At 58.6% G+C, this 19,837-nt stretch carries 8 protein-coding genes; 5 read left to right on the forward strand and 3 right to left on the reverse strand.

The features are described from left to right. Positions 1 to 362: 362 nt before the first annotated feature. The 4 genes from IE087_RS19340 to IE087_RS19355 all read left to right on the forward strand — a co-directional run bounded on the left by IE087_RS19340 (position 363) and on the right by IE087_RS19355 (position 15,645). The gene (locus IE087_RS19340; RefSeq protein WP_189371028.1) at positions 363 to 7,724 is read left to right on the forward strand and encodes a hypothetical protein; all 7,362 of its coding nucleotides are present in this window, start codon (positions 363 to 365) and stop codon (positions 7,722 to 7,724) included. A gap of 9 nt (positions 7,725 to 7,733) precedes the next feature. After that, entirely contained in the window at positions 7,734 to 11,711 is a 3,978-nt protein-coding gene (locus IE087_RS19345) for a hypothetical protein (protein ID WP_189371029.1), read from the forward strand. Positions 11,712 to 11,716: 5 nt separating this feature from the next. Beyond that, a complete protein-coding gene (locus IE087_RS19350) occupies positions 11,717 to 14,803 on the forward strand; it encodes a phospholipase D-like domain-containing protein (RefSeq protein ID WP_189371030.1) in 3,087 nt (1,028 codons plus the stop codon). A gap of 437 nt (positions 14,804 to 15,240) precedes the next feature. Next, the gene (locus IE087_RS19355) at positions 15,241 to 15,645 is read left to right on the forward strand and encodes a hypothetical protein (RefSeq protein WP_189371031.1); all 405 of its coding nucleotides are present in this window, start codon (positions 15,241 to 15,243) and stop codon (positions 15,643 to 15,645) included. Here the strand turns inward: IE087_RS19355 and IE087_RS19360 are convergent. The 3 genes from IE087_RS19360 to IE087_RS19370 form a co-directional block, all read right to left on the reverse strand. Beyond that, positions 15,635 to 17,083, reverse strand: coding sequence for a pyridoxamine 5'-phosphate oxidase family protein (locus IE087_RS19360; protein WP_229801468.1), 1,449 nt, complete (start codon positions 17,081 to 17,083; stop codon positions 15,635 to 15,637). The genes IE087_RS19355 and IE087_RS19360 overlap by 11 nt on opposite strands. A gap of 589 nt (positions 17,084 to 17,672) precedes the next feature. Beyond that, complete coding sequence (locus IE087_RS19365; RefSeq protein WP_189371033.1) at positions 17,673 to 18,149, reverse strand: nuclear transport factor 2 family protein; 477 nt, start codon at positions 18,147 to 18,149, stop codon at positions 17,673 to 17,675. Between the two features lie 12 nt (positions 18,150 to 18,161). After that, a complete protein-coding gene (locus tag IE087_RS19370) occupies positions 18,162 to 18,785 on the reverse strand; it encodes a glutathione S-transferase family protein (RefSeq protein ID WP_189371034.1) in 624 nt (207 codons plus the stop codon). Positions 18,786 to 18,893: 108 nt separating this feature from the next. Here IE087_RS19370 and IE087_RS19375 point away from each other — a divergent pair, with 108 nt between their 5' ends. Beyond that, positions 18,894 to 19,793, forward strand: coding sequence for a LysR family transcriptional regulator (locus tag IE087_RS19375; protein ID WP_189371035.1), 900 nt, complete (start codon positions 18,894 to 18,896; stop codon positions 19,791 to 19,793). Positions 19,794 to 19,837: the final 44 nt, after the last annotated feature.

Below are 19,837 nucleotides of genomic sequence, written 5' to 3' on the forward strand. Positions count from 1 at the left end.
TAAAGCAGGGCCGATTGATCCGAAGAAAACTGCCTTTGTCTCCCTGTTTCCCAATTGAGTGTTGGGCCGCTTTTTTCTGCGAGGTCGCGATGCAAATTGGGAGACTAAGCCCATGGAATGCTGAAGTTTTCGGTTGCGGCGTTTCCGTTGATTTCACCAAGTCGCTGAAATGATGTGGTAGGCTGACCAGCACGCTGGTTTCAACCGCGACCACTTTTGACCCGTAAGAGGCGGCTCTTCACTGTCGGCGAAACTACGCTCACCCCGTTTGACAGAAAAACCCATCAGTGGTTGAATTTTCGCAGTTTTATTTCCTTTGTTGCCGCTTTTTCGCACAGATATTTTTTAAAGGTCTTTGGCTGATGCCTTTCGATCTCGCATTGGTGGATTTGTTCCGGCCCTACATCCTTCGGGGCGAGGCGACAGCATGGCACGCTGTTCTATCTGTCATCTACGTTGAAAGCTATGAAACGGCGACAGGACCGGGTGGCACGGTCATTCGCGGTGTTGCGCGGTTTTCCGGCGATGTTGATCTTCCCAGCTTTGACCCGTCAACAGGCACATTGACCGCGGGTGCGGCCAACTCTGAAGGACATCCTCGAAATCAACCCGATCGGTCAGAGCCGTGGCTCGACATCACAGACACGCGCGTTGAATTCTCTATGACGGTGCCACGTGTCGCGGGCACGATCATCGCGAATGGTGTTGCAACGGTTCCTGGCGGCGATGCCGACTTTCAGCCGTTGCAGGATGTGCTCGATGCTCTGGATACGCCGCCCATTGATCCACCGCCGTCCGACTATCCGAACACCGGTTTCACGCTGGATTTGATCCTGGCCGGGATCGAACTTCGGCCACCCTTCCTGCAGCCTGCAGAAATGCGGTCAGACGGTTTGTTGATCCCGCACACTAAACGCAATGATGTTGTGTTCCACTTGCCCAAGATAAAACTGCGGGTCACGCAGGGATCGGATGCGAACGCGCAGGTGCAAGTGTGTTTGGTGTCACTCGGCGCAACTGGTTTGGACGATCCCGGTGCATTGGCGGCCGCTGAGCTTGTCACGATGGAACCAAGTCACGCCTTTATCGGACCCGGCCGCGTTGTCGGGTTTGGGTTCCGTTCGGCTTACCTTGATCTTTCGGACGGGTATACGCCGCCGGAAATCCTGTCTCAGTTCGGGTTTGATGAGGCTTGGACAGGGCTGTACCTGCCGGAAATCCGCATCTTCTTTGCCCCCAACGGAGCGGAAGATTTTGCCGTCAATGCCGGTGTTGAAAACCTCCTGATTGGGCTCGGTGGTTCGAACGGTGTTACGGGCGACTTCGACGTTGCTGTCATCAACCAGGGCAGCGGTGATCTTGTCATAGGTGCCAACTTCTTTACCAGTGACCGGCAGGGTATCGGTATCACACGGACAAGTCCCGGTGCTGCAACCGCCGCGTTGCCGGAGAGTACGCGGCTTGCTGTGGATGTACGCGGTGGCCGTGCACCCTACAATGTGACCGTTGATCAGGGCAGCGGTGCGCAAGCGGGCGTCGTGCATGACGTGACAACACCAGCCACGGGCACGCGGACCATTGCTATCACTGCGACGGATGCAAGCGCACCTCCGAAGCAGGCCACACTCACGATCACCGCAGCACGGCGTGCGCCGCCGGCTGTGGCGCCGCCTCCCGGCGAACCGCTGGCTGCCATCCTGACCACGACGTCAATCACCCGCGAGGCGCAGTCGTTGGCGGCCCCTCCGCTGGTTCTGCTGAACGACAACCGTCAGGCCGGAACGGTACGCGTCAGCCTTGCTGGCGCGTCGGTGCCGCCGAACACCGAATGGATCATCGATGGCGGGCCACCCAGTGTTGGGACGTCTGTTGATGTGGATGTGTCCGGCGGGCAAAGCCGCACGATTGAGGCGCGTACCCCAGATGACAACGTCTCGTCTTTGACGGCGTATTTCCGGTACGACACGCCACCAAAGGAAAACCCGCTCAGCTATTCTAGGGTTTCGGGCAACATCAGGGACGATCAAGCGCTGATTGCCGACGAGAATTCCAATTGGCGCACAACGGCTGACCCATTCGATACGGCCTATTCTGAAATCCTGTCGCGTATCAATCCGCGCGATGTCACGATCACTGGCACTGCCAGCTATGACGGGGATGACGGTAAGGCTCAGTACAATTGGCTCCTGAGCCAGCGTCGCGCCGAAGGTCTCCGCGCGCTGCTGAATGATCGGTTCAATCCGGATTTTACCGGCGCGGATGAGCCCAGCGGTGCCAGCTTCCCAATCAGCTGGCGAGAAAATGTCTGGAAGATGCAGGGCGAGCCCAACCGCGCTCAATGGTGGAAAGCGGACATTACCGGGTTCCTTGTCAATTTCCCTGGCGAAGTGATTACCGGCGATGTGCGCCGACCTGATGTGCCGGAGCCACCTCCTCCGCCAGAAGTCATTGACACCCCGCCCAGTGAACCGGCAACGCCGGACTGGTTTCGTTCGGCCCGCCTGAAGGTGCGGATCATTCGAAACCAGTTCGTGGCGTTGGAACTTTCTGGTCAGATCGATTTCCAAACCGGGGTCGAGGGCGCTCTTCAGCGTGGCGGTGCAGGCGAAACGCCTGATGATATCCGCGGCGTTGGCAATAACCCGGCTGACGGCATCACGGACTTCCTATTCCTTTATCAAACAGATCCGGCCAGCCAGACGGACGAGGTCAAACTATATATCGGCGCAGATCCGGCCGACAAAGACGGGTTGGTGATGACTGGGCAGCTGCCCGGACAGGCGCTGGAGCCCAAGAACTTCGGGCGTGACCTGTTGGGTATGACCACCATTTTCACTCCCCTGCTGTCCGAGATTGCACCTGCCAATCCCGCTGACGGCGGGGTGGCCCCAATTGTTGCCTCAGCAGCCGTCATCGGAGTTGCCACAGGTCTGGCCACGGCCGGTTTTTTCAACATCGAACGAGTCATTCTTTTTGGTGGGGAAGGGGCATTCCGGCGTCAGGGCGACCGTTGGCAGATGAGTTTCCTGTTTGATGTGGAAACGGCTGTTTCGGTCAATATTGCCTTTGGTGGCGGCGACCCCCTGCTGGAAATCCCGCGCGATACGCCCTTGGCGGTCCGTTACAAGGCCATCGGGCTTAGCTTTGGCGAACCGCCCGGTGGCGGAGGGAAGTTCGAATTTCGCCCTGTGTTTGACAGCTCAAAGGGCTACTCGATTGACGTGTCCGGTCCTGGAGCGATCCGGGTTGCCGATCCGTTGGGGCAAATCCTGCAAGTCTTGGGCGCGCGCATCGCACGAACCAACCCGCTAAGCTTCGAGATTGATCTTGGTTTCGCCATCGACCTTGGGGTTGTTTCGGTTGACCGTGCCCGCGTGCGGTTGCCGGTTGATCCGCTGGGTGCCCCGGAACTGACGGCATTCGGGGCGGGCCTCAAGGTGCCGGGCGTTCTGGAAGGCTCCGGCTACATGGAGTTCAACGACGGCGCGGGAGGAACGGAGATCAAGGGCGGGATCGACGTACGCCTGATCCCGGTCAAGATGCGCATTGCCGCACAGATCGCGATTGCGCAAATCCCGGAGGCTTCGGGTGGTCCAGCCACTGGCGTTGCGGTGGCGCTGGAAGTCGAATTGCCCGTTGCCATTCCGCTCGCGCAGTCCGGTTTCGGCATTTATGGGTTTGTTGGCCTGTTTGCCATGCACTACGCGCGGGATGAGGACGGGATTACGTCGCTCACACCGGCGCTCGAGTGGCTCAAGAACCGGGCCAATGGCGACCCGACAAACCTGCAGGCGTGGAAAACAAATGTCGATAGCTGGGCCTTCGGCGTCGGCATCACGCTGGGCACGATGGGCAGCCCAATCATTTTCAACGTCAAGGGCATGTTTCTGCTGGAACTGCCCGGCCCGCGTGTTCTTTTGGTGGTCAAGGCAAACCTGTTGGCCGTCCTGCCCGCACTCAAGGACAAGAATGCCGAAGGCACCTTCCTGTGTGTCATCGATCTCGACTTTGGCCGCGGCACACTGACGATCGGGATTTCCATCGACTTCACGATCGATCCGCTGGTCGAAATCAAGATTCCGATCGAGGCGTTCTTCAACCTCAAAGACGGCAAGTTCTGGCACATCTATCTGGGCAGCTTCGAGGGTAACGATCTGCAGGGCAATCCACTGCCGGGGCCCATTCGTGCTTCCATCCTCGGAGCGTTTGATGGGGCCGGATATGTCATGTTCTCCGGCCATGGCATTCCCAGCTACCAGCCTCCCGGTAACAACCTGCCCGCGCTTAGTCAGGTTAATGGCTTTGGCATCGCTGCCGGCCTCGAAGTGTCAATCATCTGGGGCAACACGTCGATCAACCTTTATTTGAAGGTGACCGCCGGCTTCAATGCCATCATCGGCTTCCAGCCGTTCTATGTTGGGGGCCTTCTGTATCTACGCGGTGAGCTGAAACTGTTCATCATCAGCTTGTCCGCATCGGCTGCTTTGTCGGCACAGGTGGGCGAACGCGCTGATGGTACACAGGTCAGCCGGATTGATGGCGAGGTGTGCGGCGAGCTTGACCTGTTCTTCTTCTCGATCAAGGGCTGCGTGGACTTCCATATCGGCGAGGACTCCAAGATCCTTCCACCCCCGCCTGACCTGTTTGCGGGTGCTGTATTGGTCAGCCGCACACCCGCGCTGGCCGAGGGGACCGGCGTGGATCGCGGTATCGACAGCAAGATCGGTGATATGCCACGCGGCACCAGTCAACCCGCTGACAATGAGATGCCCGTTGTTCCAATCGACGCAATCCCCGTGCTGAGCCTTGCCATGCCAGCACTGGATGGTGGGATCATGCCGCTTGGTGACGCACCCGGTGGCAGCACCGGCGCTCCAGCGGGTGGTTTCATCGGGCGAGGGGACTTTGCCTATCGCTACACGATGACAGACGTGACGCTTGAGCGTGTCGGATCGTCTGATGCCGTGATGCCAGGAAACACACCATCAACATGGTGGACACTTGAACCGCCGGATGGCGAGAACCTGACAACGCATCTGTCGCTGCTCAACTGGACACCGAACCCAGCACCCAAGGCTTTGGAACGTTCGGAAATACTCGAAGAGACCATTCACGAGCGTTGGGGACGGATTTGCAACCCGGCTGCACCAGCTGCTCCGGTGCTATGGACATTTGCTGACGAACGGCTGGGTCCATCACCCAGCGGTTGGGACCTCGATGGCATTGCCTGGCCTGACCCTGAAGACACAACGCGATCTGCCGAGGCAGACAAGGCCCTGCATGTGCATGAAACCTGGCGCTCTGGCGACTTGGGCCTTGACCAATTGCGCGGCATCGTACCCGCGATTGTTGAAGGCGGGCTTGTGGATTGCGCACCAGAGTTCCAAGACGACGTACCACCAACGCGTGAGGTTGTTGGTCGTGATATCACCGGGCGTCCGTTGGATTTGAGTATCGACACTGGCCGGTTGCGTGATTTGTCCGATGCGTTGGCTCCGGCAGAATTGGATGTGAGCATTGGTGTTCCGACAGGCCGTATAAACCCGAACTTGTCGCTGGGTGCCGGAACGCTGAATAGCGGGCTGACCGCGACGGTTGAGGCCACTGCAGCGACTGCAACGCTGACCGGGCGGACCCGCAGGTTGGCCGAACGCGGGTTGGTTGATCGGGCTGTCGTTGGCTCGTTTGGCTCTTCTGCCACCGTGGACAATCTGACATCGGAACGACTTGACCTCAGCGAAGCCGCACGTCGCATCGCCCAAGGGTTGACGATCAACAGAAGCACCTTGCTGAGTGCCGCGAACGGACCTGCAGCCCCCGCCACACACGTGCCGGGCGGTCCGCAGGTCGACGAGCCGCAATGCCCCGGTCGTGTTTTGGCGTCGCCGCTTTGGGACATCGGTGAACCGGTGATCTTTGGTGATCCCAGCCGCGCAGATGAGGTCGCTGACCAGTTGTCGGAATTGGGACTGAAGCATGGACCGCTTTCAGACGTAATCGAGGTAGACAGTGGCGCCATTCTCGAAGGTCACGTGCTGATGTGGGTCAACCGTGGGCTTCTGAACGACGATCAGGGCACCGGTCGTGGCCTGATGATCCATTTCCTTGATGAAGATGAGAATGTCATCGACGTGCGCCCGGTGCGTGTGTCCGACCTTCTGGCCGTTACAAGCGTTCCGCCACGCTGGGTGGATGTGAACGGTCCGTGGTTCGAGGATATCTATCACACCGTTCTGTATGGCCAGTCCCGCCTGTCTCCGCGACAACCCGTTTGCGTCAAGCTTGAACCACCAGAAGGTACCGCGCGCTTCCGCATCGGCGTTTTGTACCTGGACGAGAAGCAAGCTCATCGGTTTGAACAGCAAGGTCGCCCATTCTATGTCGGTGCGATTGAGTTGACCCGCCTAAGCGAAGCCGAACGCGAGGAATATGACACCACGGAAATCCAGAAAGATCGCAGCGCAATACAAGAGTTCCTTGGGCCGCAAAGTGCTGACGTCGCCCTCTTGTTCCCTGACTCCATCTACCGTGTGACGTGCCGCAGTGATGTGCGCGTCCGTGATGACGAAGGCGCGGAAAGTGATGCGGCTGAGCAAACTGCCGAGTTCTGGTTCCGCACAGACGCCGAAGCGCCGAAACGGCTTGATCCATGGATCCTGTGCACATTGCCTGCTGAGGCTGAGGCACATGTGTTCGGCTTGGATTCACCCCGGGTGGTGTTTGCCACCAATGCCGTCGATCAACTGTTCGCCGCCTATGGCAAGGAACTGCGGGTCCGACTGAAGGCGGCTTCGTTCAAGCAAGTGGATGAACCCGGGTTGCCGCATCCGGTCCCGATCAATGCGGGAACCCTTGAAAATGTGCGTGGCCATGTCCTGTCTCCATTCGAGGCCGTACTGCAGGATGTCGTCAATGAAACAGGCCCGTGCATTGATGTCGATGGTGAGCGGGTGCGCCATTCCATGATCAAACTGCCGATTCCGCTTGATCCTTATACCGACTACGTAATGGACATCGAATCCGTGGATATCGGCGCCGACGCAGGCACGGTTGGAGACCGGGTGTACCGGTTGAATTTCTCGACAGGGCAATTTGGTCTGGTCGAAGACTTTGCCCGCGATGTGCAGGCCACTTTGACCGAGCACAGATTTGTGGAGACGGGTGCACTACAGGCGATTGGCAACAATCCACGCTTTGCGGGTCGCACGGTAGAAAGCATCGTATCCGGGCAAACGCTGCTCACGACCATGGGGCCGGAACTCGACGAAGAGCTGATCGGCGCTGGGCTTGAACCGATGGATGTGCCGGGTGCGGCCCGCGTCATTGTCTTCTGGGAGCAGGCGAACCCTGCGGCTGATCCGCAACCAGCCGCAATCATACTGGATGCAAGCGAGCCGATGCATCGCACCCGTCCGTTGCCACAGGAAGTGACAGAAGAAGATCCGGATGGCATCGCAACAACCCGTTGGAAGCTTGAGCAGACGCCCTGGTTGTCCATCGCGGAAAGCAGCGCTTCGGATGACGTCGTGGACAAGATCCTGTTCTCGCCTGGCACCCAGCGCGCGCTGATCACGCTCAAGCCCGGGGCACGGGGCCAGAGCCTGCGGCTAAACATGGTGCGCAAGGCGTTTGAAGAGCCGTATCTCGACGAAGGGTTTGCAGGTGATGTCGAGATCGAGATCGTCGCGACAGATCTGACGCGCGCGCCGTGGGAAGAGGACTAGGAGGGACCGATGAACCGCACATTCAGCCCCTATTTGTTCCGCGGCCAGGGTGCGATGATCACCGCAGATTCCCTGCTGCGACCCTTCGCGGACGAGAATGGAGTGGTCAGCAGTACTTCGGGGCCATTTGCCAATTCGTTTGCCACGCATGAAACGCTCCGGCCCACACGCGGTGCTCCACAAGGTCTTGATCTAAAAGACTTTGGCAACCGGGTGCTGTCGGTTTTTTTGCGCTGGCAGGTCAACCCCGGTGTCGGGTTGCCGTCCGAGCCATTTAAAGTCTGGCGGCGTGTGGCTTTCCCCTTGTTGCAAGACCCGGAACCGGTGCTGACAAGCAGGATTGCGCTGCCGCCCCTGGGCGTTGTGCATCAATTCACGGAGCCGGTCATGTCGATGACCGTGCATGTCAAAAGCACAGGCCCCGCGCTGGGCGTGACAATCGTGCCGTTGGCGAATGGTGTTGGCTTCGAAAATATGCTGGGGTTCGAGACCTTGAACATTCCGGCCAACGGTCAACGTACGTTCCGGTTTTATGCGCCGTTTATTACGGCGGTTCTGGTTGGCGGAGCGGACGGTCAGGAGGTTTCGGCGGTTGGTGAAGCGCTTTCGCAAGCTGAAAAGATTGAAGGTTGGGAACTGGTTGAAACGGTTGGCCTGCCTGTCGATCAGGGCGAGTTCAGCGATCTTGATGGCCAGGAACACGGCAAGGAACAAGGTCTTGTCGGAGCCGAAGTGCCAGCACAGGAGGCCGCGAAACAGCGTTTCACAAGGGGTATCAACCCCTTCGGATGGTACCCCGATTTTCCCACCGGTGAAATGGCACCGACATGGGAGTTGCCTGACCCAGATGGCATGATTGATGACGCCAACAAGACACTGCTGGATATGTTGCACAAGGCCATGCAAGCACGGCCGAACCAACAGGCAGAGGTGTTGGACCATCATGTCATCAGCCCACCGCAAAACGCCAATGGAGACACGATGCCTGCCGATGATGGCGAGGCGCGAATTTCATCTGTCAAACTGATGCAGATGGCCGTGGCAACCGACCCCATGCAATCTGTTCTGATGGGGTTCGGTACGGGGTACCCGTATGTTGATCTGGATCCCATCAATCTGGGCGCCATAAGTTTGCTCGGTTCATCTGACATGGCGGACTATGACTTCATGGTCACCGGCCTTTGGAATCGTGGGCTGGACGGCGACAGTGAACCCTTGGAATTAGCAACAATCATTCCACGCCCAAGGCGCGTGGAACGTCCCCTTCCCCCCACCGATCTGCGCCTGCATTTCCTCGCCCACCAAAGACCAGCGGCACCTGACGAGGACTGGACCGCGACCAGCCGTGCCAGCTGGGAACGGCTGCCTCTCGACAACTTCAATGCCGTGTCGAGCTTTGCGTTCGGGCGCGCAGAAGGAGGCGTCGCAGGTCCTGCCACTCCGCTGATGGAACCGCGCCCATCGGGCAAGGGGCTCATGCCCATAGGCAACAATGAAAACCGCCAAGATCCTGAATACCCAAGGCAATCCGCATCCGACACTGGCTATGTGATACCGAACACACCGGGTTCAGTCAGCGCGCAATACGGTCTGGCCAACCAGAACCTGTTCGGAATCTGGAGCCCCTGGTCCACGCTGCCGTTTTCAACAACGCAACCCGAACCCGACACGGTCAACATCATCTCGGCGGAATTGAGGCCCATTGATACAGGCAGCGGCACTGTCTGTCCGGCGGACCTTGTCGTTGAATTCGTTGTCGATTGGCGGGTGCGTTCCGTTGCCCGTATCGACTTTGCCGGGCGCCTGTTTCCTGCCGCAACCCGCCATGAGGAACCGCCGGCCGGTTTGCCGGGTGGATTGCAAAAAAGTATCGGTGGTGCCGCACAGAACGTATTCATCGACTTCGCGGGTGATGTTCCGTCGCTCAACGATCCAAGTGTTCCAGGCCTCGATGGTACGGCCAACGTCATCAGCCTGGATGCACAGGGGGACGCAGAGGTTGCGACACCAGGGTTTGCCAGCCAGGGCCATGCGCGCAGATATCGCGTAACCATCCCGGGCTTTTCTCTGGACTACAATGGCACGCCGCATGTCGGGCTGGCGATGCGGGCACGGCTGCGCGAGGCGTTGGCCCCGGGCCGTGTGGGTAGCTTTGGGCCACGCAGCAAGCTGACATATGCATCCGATCCGCGTTCAAGGCCCACGCAGGTTATTGACGTAGTCCGCTTGGCTAGCCTTCCAGATGCCAAGGGCGAATGTCACGCGATCGTGGAATGGCAATCTGTTCCGGGTGCCGACGGCTACATTCTGTATCAAAGCACAGAAACCCGGATGCTGGCCAGCCGCAGCATTCCCGAAGCATTGCCGGGCGTAACCCTGAGCAGCCGCCTCACGACGCTCAAAAATGCGTTTGCTGCCTCTCCTGACCGTCGGGATTTCAATCGTGCGAACAAGACGTTTCTAACCGGAACCAGTCTTGATGTGGCCTTGCCTCGTGGATCGCAGGCCATCCACCTGTTTGTGGTAATCCCGGTCAGCGCTGGCGGTGTGGAAGGACCTTGGCCCAGTGGCCCTGATGCGGACGAGGCCATGATCCCATTTGTCGCGCCGCGTATCGCGACACCCGCTCCTCCGACAATCGAAGCGCAACGGATAGAAACGCCCAGCGGCTTCGCGGCGCGCATTCGGGTCGAAACACGCGCAAGTTCTGGTGCACGTCCCGGTCGAATTGATCTTTATCGTACACGGGTCGCCGATGCCGCCCGCCAGATCGACAGTATGGGGCCGTCCTTGGTGTCCCTGACAGGCAGCACAGTTGACTGGATGGTCGGGACAGACACAAACGGGACCGAAACGTGGATTACCGACATCACGGGTGAGGATGCGCCGGGGGGGTCATGGAAACCCCAATGGTATCGCGCAATTGCATGGGGGCTGGATGACGCGCAGCGCGGTGTGCGCAAGGGGCGGGGGCGCCCATCCCCTGCAGTTCCAGTTGTCATACCGCCGAATGATCCGCCGCAACTGACGCCGCCCGTGCTGACTTGGCCCGGCGGAGGAAACCTCGGCGACATACTTGTTTCGATGGCATCCGATGCGCCGATCACGCCTACGGGCCTCGGTCCGCATACGCTGTCGGCCGAGGTGCGATTGGACGGTGCGTCACAGCTCCATTATTACACGATCGGCCCTGACGCGGGCGAAGACCCACTGAACCCGGGCCAAAAACAGCCCGGACCAACGCCGCTTGAACTGATCCCCGAAGTGCCTGAGATGACGCAGACCGCCCTGTGGCGTGCACCCGATGGGCTGGATCGAAACTACCGGTTGTTTATACGGCGGCCCGGCACCATGCCGGCGGGCAGTATAATGCTGCGAATGACGGACCCCTTGGGGCGGGTGACAGAACGCGCGGTCAGCTTTGGCGAAGGTTCAATCATTCCACTGCCCGATCTTAGCGAAGTGGACAGTTTCAGCATATCGGGTCGGGGTACGGTTTTTTCGGTCACCACAGACGCGCCGGTAAGTGGACCATTGGAGTATCTCGTGCGGATAGTCATCCGGCCCACATCCGGACGGGGTGGCGTACTTGGGTCAGACCGTTTCCGTGATCTGCGTGAATTGCCAGGTGGGTTCGGCCGCTTTGGCGGGCTGCCTGATGACACGCCAGACCCAAATCCTGGCTTCCGCCTCCCGCGTAGGTTCGAGCCGCGTCCGGGCCCAATCCTCGATCTTGGTACAAACCGCCCCGCGTCCCAGTTCAAGACCGAGGGACGGAATCTGGTCTACGAAGCGCCCATTGCCGAAGTGCCATTAGCACGGACCCGACCCGGCGCTGGTGCGCAGGACCCAATGTATATCGCGAACCGCCAAAAGATCGGAGCACGCACCGGGATCACAGTGTTCGCTCGCACGGACATCCGTAGCATCACGTTTGAGATCATCACGCCGGATGGGCGACGGGTCTCAAGCTCTGACCGGGATTGACCGCCATGACACAGCTGAACGTCTTTACTCTGACCCCGCAAGCTGCAGCACAAGCGCTGCAGGACAATGGATTGGATGCGCTTGGGCTGACAATGCCGCATCTATCGAATGTGTGGGGTGCTGCAGACCCGACGTTTGATGCCGCCACGCTGCGTTTGACGCCGTCTGGCAACGCACTTGCACCTTTCCGAGGCACTTTGGAATATCTCGATCAGGGGCATGAGTTTCGTGATGTGAGCGGTGCAGGTATCGCTGGACCGGTCGCGGCATTCAGGCTCCATCCTCAGGCAGTTACGCGATTGTCCAGCTTGATGGCGCGCTACGCGGTTGCTCCTGCCCCGCACCACCGTCCCGTGCCGGAGACACTGGTTTTCACGGGTGCCGTACCTGCTCCAGATCGGTCACCGCAGACGTATGAGCCCGGCGAAAGCCTTGGCCGATCCGAGCCGATGAGTTTTCACGATCATCGGGGGTTGATCATTGATCCGGTAGCGGTCGCCGCACTGTTCGACGACCTGATTACGGCCTTCCCTGCGCTCGACTCTTCAGATGGGGGCGGAACCGGCGGGGCAGGTGGTGTTGGGACCATTGCCGGGCTTGCATCTGGCATTGTCGCGCAAGTCGTTGATCTTCACGGCAATCCCTTCGTCACTCCCTTGGCGGGCGTCGGCGTTGAGAAGCAGGATGGTTCGGACAACGCGACCGGTAATCTGGATGGATCCGGCTTGGTGACACTGACCGCTGGAGAGGTGGTTGCGGCAACGGGTGACAACGCCGCCAATCGTATTCGGTTGGGGTGGGCTACAGGTGGCACGATGGCGGCGGGGCCGCTTGAGCAGCCGGGTCTTCCCGGTGGGGTTACCTTGTCTCGTCAGTTTCTGCGCGCGTATGCCGTTGACCTCGATTGGCATCTGCGTGGAAACCGCACAACCAGCGCTGTTGCCGGAGTGCCTGCCGAAGATGGCGACATGCCTGATGACCTGAAACCTCAGGTGCGGACCGAGGTTGTCATAGACTATGCAGCAGATGGTCCGGATTTGATGGCATTGTCCAACGCGGTGTTGACGCGGATGGACGGAGCCGCGGGCAACCCGCTTGTCTTCGCAGCGGCGCCACAGATTAACGATGGTGTTCCCGTTCCGCCTGCGCCGGGTGCGCCCGCGCATTGGCCTGCATTTCCAGCTGCTGCCGGTGCAGGCGTGTTCGGCGCAAACCCCGCACCTCTTGCGGGGGCGACCGCGACATGGACGGCCGGCGAAAACGTGGTGGTCGTGCTTGCGGCCGATGTTGTTCCCGACGGCAGCTCGGTGCGGATTTACAATCAGCGTTTCATCTCGATCCCAGCGATTGGAGAGACACCGTCATTCAAGCGCGGTGATGGCGGGGCTGCGATAGCAGTCACAGGGCAGCCGACACAGATCCTGGTGCACAACCCGCTGGGATTGGAGCCTGGAGACCCTAAACCGGATCCCGGGACACTGGTCTTTGACATGGTTGTGACACCACGAAACCAGAACCGTAGACTGTTCGCGGCGCGCACTCTGCCAATCGCCGCGGGGCCTGCTACCGACCCCCCTGATGTTTTTGTCCCGGCGCCGGATCGCATGGCTGCCGTACCGGACACGGTCAAGTCGATTGCACCGGTGCCGCTGTTCGGCACCGATGATGGACCCGATGACGGTGCTGTCGGCACGCCCGTTGACGCGGCGCGTGCGTTGGCCTCTGAAACCGTCCCACGCAGCGGGCCGCGCTTGCCGACCATGGGGCGGCTCGAAACTGTCGTGGTGAGTGGAATTGGGTCTGCCGCGATCAGTGAAGGGCTGGATTGGAGCGGTGTACTTAGCGGGACGTCTTGGTCGCGCGATGCGCTTTCAGCGAGCCATGGACAGGGCAACCCGGGAAATCCTGCGGGTCCGGACACTCAATCTTCTGGTGTCCGGGTGGAAGGGGCGTTGGCCTATGATCTGGCCCGTCACGCAGTACGCCGGGTGCAACCATTTATCCCGTTGCCGGGTGGCCCACCGCCGGCACAGGCGCCCGGCTGGCTCGCGATGTCAGGCGGTGACAACATGGATCTGCCGGAACGGGCAGGTGACCCGCCCGCCGCCGCTACGTCTTCCGGGGTGTTGCTCCAGTCGATTGCAGCAGTCGCTGAAACGCCTGAGCTGTCGCTGCTGCCCCCCGGAAACCCTTTGGATTCAGACACTCCAATTGATTTGCAAACGGTCATCAACGACATCGCCAGTGCATTGAGTCTGCCCGCACCCACGTTGAATGTCACAAATGGAAACCGCCTACTGAACGAGCTTCGCCGCGAATACGAGCTTTCGGTTCACGGAGCACGTGATGCGCTCTGGTCGCTGGCGCGCGCATTCCATCAGGCGGAAGAACTGGTTTACATCGAAACCGCAGGGTTGGCGCGGACAGTTCATGCCGGTGGCGACGCGGATGCCGTTTCCGTTGACCTGATACAGATTCTGGCCGATCGGCTCTCTGTGCAGCCGCGGTTGAAGGTGGTCGTCTGTACGCCGCGTGAAACGGACTTCGAGGCGGCGCCCTATGTTCGCGCTGCAATCCAGTTGAGGACAGAGGCGCTTCAGGCTTTGACGGGTGTCGCACCGGGCCGTGTGGCGGCGTTTCATCCCAATGCGTTTCCTGGACGTGCGGCGCGTGTGCCAGGCACCGCTGTCGTGGTAGATGACGTGTATTCTCTGACTGGTGCAACGCATCTTAGGCGCCGCGGGATCAGCTTTGATGGCAGTGCTGCTGTCGCCTCGGTCGATCAGAGCATTGCCCAAGGCTACAGCGCGAAGGTGCGGACGCAGAGGGTGATGTCCATGGCAGCCCGTATGGGTATCGCTCAACGCGATGCGATGGGCTTACCAACTTCCGAATTCATCCGCCTTCAGCGTCCAGCCGCATCCTTCTCGCTTGTCCGTGATCTTGTGGAGCAGGGCGGCTTGGGGCTGTTAGAGCCGAATTGGGAAGGGCCAAGTGATGCAACTGTAATTCTGCAGACAGCAGATGTTGCCGATCCCGACGGCAGTGATGGTGCAAACCTGACGCTTTTTCTCGCTGCGTTGCTCAGTTGAACCAATCGGTCACGATGGCCTACGCAGTGTTTTTCCAGAAATTGCGCTGGCCCATTGAGTGAGCTGGAGGTGGCTTCCAAAAGGTGCGCCACTGCATTTTTTGAACGCGCTAAACCAACTCAAGATCAAGAACCTTAGCTCAGGCAAACACGTTGACGGCCAGGGTTTGACCCGCAAAGAGGTTGAGACGTTTAAGGGGCGCCTGACCATCGCAGGAAAGAGACACCAAACGAGACTGGGCGTTAGCGGAATGTCCTGCTGGTTGAAGCGCGGGAGCGGGTGCCAAATGCGCGTCGGTGGCTTCGCGACGATGTCGATCCAATCCAAGCGCGGCAAGCGGCGAGGCCTCGCGCGCAGCGACTGACCGTGGCAGATGCGATTAAGCAATACTTTGCGGGGCGTCAGGCCCAGCACAAGAATGACGGGCAGGCGGGGCCTTGGCTATCCCCTACCAAGAGCCCCAAGTTTTATTGCTGGTTGTCGAGCAGGACTTGTCATCGGCCTTGGCGTTGCGATTTCTGATGCTGACGGTAGCGCGCGCAGGCGAGGTGCGTTTTGTGGTGGCGTGCGAGACTGTGAATGACGTTTGGACGCTCGATCCGAAGCGTATGAAGACCGCGGCGACAGTGCTTCAGGTGCCATTGTCGTCTGTGGCGCAGCGCGTCACAGACACCGGTCCGACCCCCGGCGGGGCTGTTTTTTTCTTCCTCTTGAGGCAGCCTGTGATCAATTGCTCGGCACAACGTCAGTTTGAGAAGTCTTGGAGCACAGATCATTTCGCCGCTCTGAAACGGCCACTGACACCGGTGCAAGAAGCCCTGATCCATCCACTCAGAAAATAAAGGACTCGCGATGACGTCTAGCACCTTCGACGTTCAGTTCGGTGAGCGTCTTTTCGCACCAAGCCATCAAAGCATCGGGTCCGCACATAAACACCTCACATTTTTTCAGGTCCATGGCCGATGGCAAATCAGAGATTTGGATGCGCCGTTCTTCTAGCCGCAGCAGTTCATGAGAAAAAACATGCCGCAAACCATCGCGTGCGAAATTTGCATTTGACCGATTACCGCCAGTACTTTGCAGAGCGACTATCCGCAGCTTTACGTTGGCAGGAACAGAGCCGCTCTGCGACGCAAAATGCTTCAACACGTTGATGTCATCTCCACGACCGGAGAACAAGAGCACTATTTTCGTTGATATTTGTTCCGGATGTGCATTTGCGACCTGAACAATCCCGTCCCACATCGCCATGAATGGGGTAATGCCGACGCCGCCTGCAATCCAGAGCATCTTTGATGGGATATTTGGCGGAAGACCCGCGGCGCTTGGTGAAAAGCAGGTGAAGCCTGTGCCGGTGCCTTTGAATTCAACGGGAGGTTTTTGAGTGGTCAGATCGGCGATGTTATTGTGTAGAACATTGGATATCAAGCCGCCCGGTTTGCGTTTCACAGTGACACTAACCCGATTGATCGCGTGGAACGAATTGGTCTTTGCATCATAGCTCGGCGCGCTCGAAAGCGTCCAAGTCCGCACATAATCCTCGTTGATCAATTGAGGGTTTGCTTCGTTCATATGGTTGTACCCGACATCCAATACATCTGAGAAGTCGAAGACACCAAACCCACCAGGCAAAGGCGCATTAATCGGCTTCGACAGTTCGAAGTTGAATGTTTTGATGCTGTCGGAAAGAGCTCGCGTTGAAACGAGCTTGGCTGTGATTGCGTCATCATTGCTTTGGGCGACTGTGGCGTGGCCCATTTGTTCCAGTTCTCGCCGCAAGTACTTTATGGGCGGATTATAGGGGGAGAACCGCTCTTGTGATGTCAGTTTGAGATTGAGACCGCCTTTGACGAAGACTGCACCTGTCACCTTGATGCGCGTCAGCAAGCTCGCGCGCGGCATCAACGCTTCGGCATCCTGATCAAGCAGGTTTTCAGCGTCGCCCGTCACATACAGCACACGACCCGTTGTGAAATCCGGGAATACAAGTCCGACCTGCGGGTCTGTCTCGATATTGCCCAGAGACTGATAAAAGCGATTGCCGGAATGGTCGGGTAAAACCAGATACGTTGTGACACGGTCGCCATCGTTGTCTTCATACATGCGGGTAAAGCCGGGAGCACCGCCACGGTGATTAACACCCATGTCTGTCTGGATGCCCGTGGTGGTGTCATCGGTGATGTGCTTCGTCGCCAGAAAGACTGTGCTTGCACGATCAATCACGGCTTTGGCGCCCGCAGGCAAGGCTGAAGCGCAGATCTCAAAGCTGTCATAAAGCATCTCGGCTGTGCGCCTCGTATGCGCCAATGTGCGTTCGGTGATGTATTTGGGGCAGTTCCCAAGGTGCTGGTCGGACAGCAACTGAAGCCTGACCTTCCCGGTATCTTCCACGGACGCGGCACGAATAGACCCAGCGATTTTGTTCCGCCGACGGTTGCTGAAATCGACGCCTACACCGGCAAAAAGTCGGTGTTCATCGGAAGGCGCTTGCTGCAAAACATGGGCAAACGGGTCATGTGGGTTGGTCTCGGCAACAACATCTGTTGTGTTATGTCCAGAGATTTTGATGCCGATAGACGGGTCGTCGTCCGACGTTGTGACCAAGAGACTGACCCACGGGCGACCACGATGGTCGAGCGTCGCCAGCGGTAGATAGGACAAGCCAGAAAAGAAATCAGCATGCTGCTGCGGCATGTTGCTGTCGATGTAATACGGGATGGCATCAGTCAGCTCTTTAGGTGTGTTGCGGCGCGCTTGCAGCAACAATTCACCTTTGTGCGATCCATGTGTCTGTACCATTATCTGATCCTTTCACCCGGTCTTGCCTCTCAGTATTCAAGAGCCTTCGGATGCCGCCGATTGTTGTGACCTAAAGACCCAGATCGCTCAGCCCCGGGTGACCGTCTGGACGACGCCCCAGCGGCCAGCGGAACCTCCGGTCTGCCTCTTCAATCGGGTGTTCGTTGATGCTGGCAAAGCGCAGTGCCATGTAGCCATTCTCATCGAACTCCCAGTTCTCATTGCCGTAGGCGCGAAACCAGTTGCCGCTGTCGTCGTGATATTCGTAGGCGTAGCGGACCGCGATGCGATTGCCGTCATGGGCCCACAACTCCTTGATCAAACGGTAATTCAACTCCTTCGCCCATTTTCGGGTCAGGAATTCTTCAATCTGGGCTCGACCTTGTGGGAACTCGGCCCGATTGCGCCACTTGCTGTCGGGTGTGTAGGCAAGGGCAACTTTGGCCGGGTTGCGACTGTTCCAGCCGTCTTCTGCAAGGCGAACCTTTTCAATGGCTGTTTGGGTCGTGAAGGGCGGCAGCGGGTGACGTGGGGCTTCTGCAATCATTTCAATATCTTCTCACTCAGCAACAAGACCAACAGCAGTCGCTGGCATGGCTTCAAATCCGGGCAGGGCCTCAAAACGGGCAAGCCAGGCACGGACATTCGGGTAAGGCTCAAGCGAGACATTTCCTTCTGGCGCATGGGCAGTGTAGGAATAGTTCGCGACATCAGCGATCGTTGGGCGATCACCGACCAGCCAGTCGCGCCCGTTCAGTCCATGCTCTAGCTTTTGCATCGCCTTCGCTGCTGTCGCGGCGGCGAAATCTGGGTCCAGTGGTGCGTCAAAGAGCGTGATCAACCGTGCGGCACAAGACCCAAAGGCGACTTCGCCTGCAGCAAGCGTTAGCCAGCGCTGCACATTGGCCTCACCAACGGCGTCGCTTGGTATCCAGTCGGGCGCATATGTCCGGGCAAGGTAGACGAGAATTGCATTCGAATCCGACACAACCACTTCGCCATCCTCAAGAACCGGGACTTGGCCGTTGGGGTTCATTGCCAAAAACTCGGGCGACTTATGCGCGCCACCAACCAGATCAACGGGGACGGCCTCGTGTGCGATCCCTGCAAGTTTCGCGAATACCAATGCACGGTGGGCGTGACCTGATTTTGCGAAATGGTGAATGTGGACGGCGTTTGGCATTGATGTCTCCAGTCATGTTTCTGTTGCTGAACGAGACATAGCTGTTACGTGATTGAAGGATAATCACCATTCCTTGGGTAAGTTTAGGCCCTGAAAGGGCGCAATGGCATGGACAAAATAGACCGTATGCGGGCCTTTGCGCTCGTTGCAAAGAACGCTTCATTCACTGTAGCAGCGCATCGCATGGGGCGATCTGCGCGTTTGGTCAGCAAATATGTAGCTGATTTGGAAAGTGCGCTCGGTGTGCAACTTCTCAACAGGACCACGCGTAGCGTGTCACTGACAGACGCGGGGGCAACTTATCTGGCATTGTGCGAACCGCTTCTCGACGGCTTTGATGAGCTCGAAGAAAGAGTCAGAAACGAACAAACATCGCTGCGCGGCACGATCCACATCTCGGCGCCCACAGGTTTTGGCGCCTTGCGGCTCACGCCATCGCTGGCACGGTTTGGCGCAAAACACCCCAATGTGGAACTCGATCTGCAGTTCAGTGACCGCAGGGTGTCGATTGTGGAGGAAGGTTTCGATCTCGCCATCAGGATTGGCCCGATGCGAGACAGCTCGCTCAAAGTGCGGCAGCTTGGCCGCATGCCCTTGGTCGTATGCGCGTCACCTGCCTATTTGGAACGGACGGGAACACCGTGCCATCCGCAGGCTCTTGCCGCCCATGAATGTATTCTCGACGGCAATATGACACAGCCGACAGTGTGGAGGTTCAACATCGACGGCCAGGAAGAAGCAGTACCGGTAAGTGGGCGATTTCGGATGAACGCGCCCGCGGGATCGGCACGTCTGGCCGCAGCGGGTGTCGCAGTTGCGCGATGCCCGGCCTATACGGTTTCGGATGCTTTGAAGTCCGGGGATTTGGTAGAGTTGTTTGGCGAGTACCGCGTCTCGCCATATGTTGTCGCGGCGCTTTTCCCGCAGAACCGGCGCCTCACAACAAGAGTGCGGGCACTCATTGATCACTTGGTAGACGACACGGCACTATGTTCTGATGATGTGTGAGAACTTTCATAATACGTCCAGCCGGGACCGTTGCTTTGGTGACC

This window comes from Tateyamaria omphalii, from assembly GCF_014651375.1.
GTDB lineage: Bacteria > Pseudomonadota > Alphaproteobacteria > Rhodobacterales > Rhodobacteraceae > Tateyamaria > Tateyamaria omphalii.